At 69.0% G+C, this 2,773-nt stretch carries 3 protein-coding genes and 1 pseudogene; all 4 read right to left on the reverse strand.

Annotated features, from left to right (window positions below):
* Positions 1-210 (reverse strand): annotated as a pseudogene (locus EOD07_RS29545) (ribokinase); the annotation flags it as partial.
* Positions 207-1,238 (reverse strand): ADP-ribosylglycohydrolase family protein, encoded by a 1,032-nt coding sequence (locus EOD07_RS29550; RefSeq protein ID WP_127237853.1) that lies wholly within the window; start codon positions 1,236-1,238, stop codon positions 207-209. The gene EOD07_RS29550 and the pseudogene EOD07_RS29545, both read right to left, overlap by 4 nt.
* A 2-nt stretch (positions 1,239-1,240) precedes the next feature.
* Entirely contained in the window at positions 1,241-1,966 is a 726-nt protein-coding gene (locus tag EOD07_RS29555) for a GntR family transcriptional regulator (protein ID WP_127237854.1), read from the reverse strand.
* A 156-nt stretch (positions 1,967-2,122) separates the two neighbouring features.
* The coding region (locus EOD07_RS29560) for an IclR family transcriptional regulator C-terminal domain-containing protein (RefSeq protein ID WP_127237855.1) at positions 2,123-2,773 on the reverse strand (651 nt) is incomplete at its 5' end.

A 2,773-nucleotide genomic window follows, 5' to 3' on the forward strand; every position in this document is an offset into this window, starting at 1 on the left:
CAGGAAGTCTCCGTCCGGCCCGGTGCCGAGCTGGCCGCCGAACACCACCTTCATGCCGGTGCGGCCTGCCGCGACCATCATGTTGAAGCCGCCGCCGGCGACCCGCGCGTAAGCTGACGCGGTCTTTTCCGTGCCGGCCGCCGGCAAGGCGTCGATGCGGTAGACATAGTCGACCACAGCGCTGCCGACATGGACGAGCCGCCCGCTCACGCCGCGTCCTCCTTGCCTGCACCAGTCTTGGAGCGGCGCGCCGCGACCAGATCGGTCGCCAGCGCGCGGACCTGCGCGATGTCGATGCCCTTCAGCTCCGCAATGCGATCCTGCGGCAGCTCCGACAGGCCAGCGCAGGCGCCGGCCATGCCGGCGGCAATCGCCCCGATCGTGTCGGTGTCGCCGCCGAGATTGGCGGCGATCACGGCAGCCCGCCAGGCGTCGCCCTGCGCGACCTCCAGCACCGCGAAGGCGGCCGGCGCCGATTCCTGGCTGGCGACGCCGGTGCCGACGAGGTCGACGATCAGCTTGATGGCTTCCTTCTCCGCCTTGCCGCGGACAAGCTCCTGCGCCCAGAGGATGCGCGCGGCGATGTCGCCGCCGGTGACCCAATGGCCAAGCGTGGCGCCAAGTCTTGCGGCCGCGACCCCGTGACCGGAAGCGGCGCGCCAGTCGCTGCCCGAAATGCCAAGGCTGACTGCGGCGGCAACGGCACTGGCGGAAGCGATTGCGATGGATGTGTTGTGCGTGGCCCGGCAGGTTTCCGCCACCTTGGCGACCAGTGCCGCGAGCGGCTCCGGCGGCATCATGATACCGACCGGCGCGATGCGCATCGCCGCGCCATTGGTGTCGCCGCCGCGCCCGGCCTCCTCGGCCGGCACACCGCTGTTGATGGCGTCGATGGCGCGCTTGGTCGACGGTCCAAGCAGGTCATAGCTGCCGCGCGCCTTGACGTCGCGCTCCCAGTCGAGCAGCGCGTTGACCCAGCGCGCATGGTCGAAACGCTCGCCGGACTCGACGAGGATGCGGCCAAGCAGCAGCGCCTGCTCGGTGTCGTCGGTGATCGCGCCGGCCGGCAGCCCCTTCGACACCGGGTGATCGGCGGCAGGCGCGACGAAATCCTCGACATGGCCGTAGAGCCCGGCGATGCGGGCCGGCGACAGAAGCTGCGTCGGCATGCCCAGCGCATCGCCCAGCGCCCCGCCGATCAGAGCGCCCATTGCGCGATCGATCGCGTCAGCCGCCATGCTCAGAACTCCAGATGCAGCGCGAAATGCGCGGGGTTGAGCAGGCTGGTGACGAATTCGATGGCGCGCCCGTCGGCGGCGCGCGTCAGTCGGCGCGTGCGCAGGAACGGCGTGCCGGGCGCGCAGGCGAGGATCGCGGCGTCGGCGGCGCTCAGCATCTCGATATCGACCCACTCCTCGCCGTGGTCGGGCACCAGCCCTGCCCCGCGCAGCGTCTGGTGCAGCGTGCCTTCGCGCAGGCCGCGCAGCGGGATGTCTTCCAACTCCGGCGACAGCGGCAGGCGGCTGCGCTCGATCGAGATGGCGTGGCCGTCATCCGCATTGGTGCGGGCGCGGTCGACCGCGATGAAGGACGCGCTCGCGACGCCGAGCCTGGCGGCCAGTTCCGCGTCCTCGATGATCTCGAGCCGTAAGGTGCGGGTCTCGGCATTGGCGCCCGCATTGGCCAGCGCGCGCGACCAGCCGATCGCGTCGTCGACCGGCATGCCGTCGAAGGTCACGAAGGAGCCGATGCCGACCTTGGTGGTGATCAGCCCGCGGCTCGACAGTTCTTCCAGCCCCTTGCGCACCGTGTTGCGGCTGACGGAGAAGCGCTGGACGAGCTCGTTCTCGCTCTGCAGGCGGGCGCCGAAGCCAAGCACGCCGGAGCGTATCTCATGCTCCAGTACCGTCGCGATCTGCTCGGGCTTGCCCGTGCCGGGTGAGAGCTGCATCGCGCGACGGGCCATATCGATACCTGTTCAATGAACCTGTATAATCCTGTTCATTAGCGTATCTGAAATGAGGCGTCAACGGTTAGCTCCTTCTCCCCGTCACTATACGGGGAGAAGTGCCCGGTAGGGCGATGAGGGGCAGCGCTAACTTCGCGAGGTTGGCCTTGGCGATCAAACGAAGAAGAATTCCTCCACCCGCCGCTTGGCCTGCCGCAGCACCGGCAGGATGTCGCGCTCCATCGCCTCGACCGAGAAACGCGCCGACTGCGTCGAGACGTTGATGGCGGCGACAGTACGGCCGCCGCGATCGGCGATCGGCACCGCGATCGAACGCAGGCCGAGCTCCAACTCCTCGTCGACGATAGCGAAGCCGTCCGCCCTCGCCCTGTCGATCGCTTTGCCAAGCGCGGCGCGGCCGGTGATCGTCTTCGGCGTCCGCCGCTCGATGGACGCTTCGGCAAGGAAGGTCTTCAACTCATCCGCCGGCAGGCCGGAAAGCAGCACCCGCCCCATCGACGTGCAATAGGCTGGCAGCCTGGTGCCGACATCGAGCGCCACGTTCAAGATGCGCCGTCCGGGGATGCGCGCGACATAGACAACGTCCTCGCCCGACAGCACCGCAGCGTTGCAGGCTTCGTCGAATTTTCCCGCCACCTCGCGCATGATGGGTGCGGCAAAGGTCCAGAGCGATGCGCCGCCGAGCCAGGTCCGCGCGACCGTCAGCAGACGCGGCGACAACGAAAACAGCCGGCCGGACTGCGTCGCATAGCCCGTGGCGACCAATGTCAGCAAGAAGCGGCGGGCGCCCGCGCGGGTGAGGTC

Source organism: Mesorhizobium sp. M2C.T.Ca.TU.002.02.1.1, from assembly GCF_003997225.1.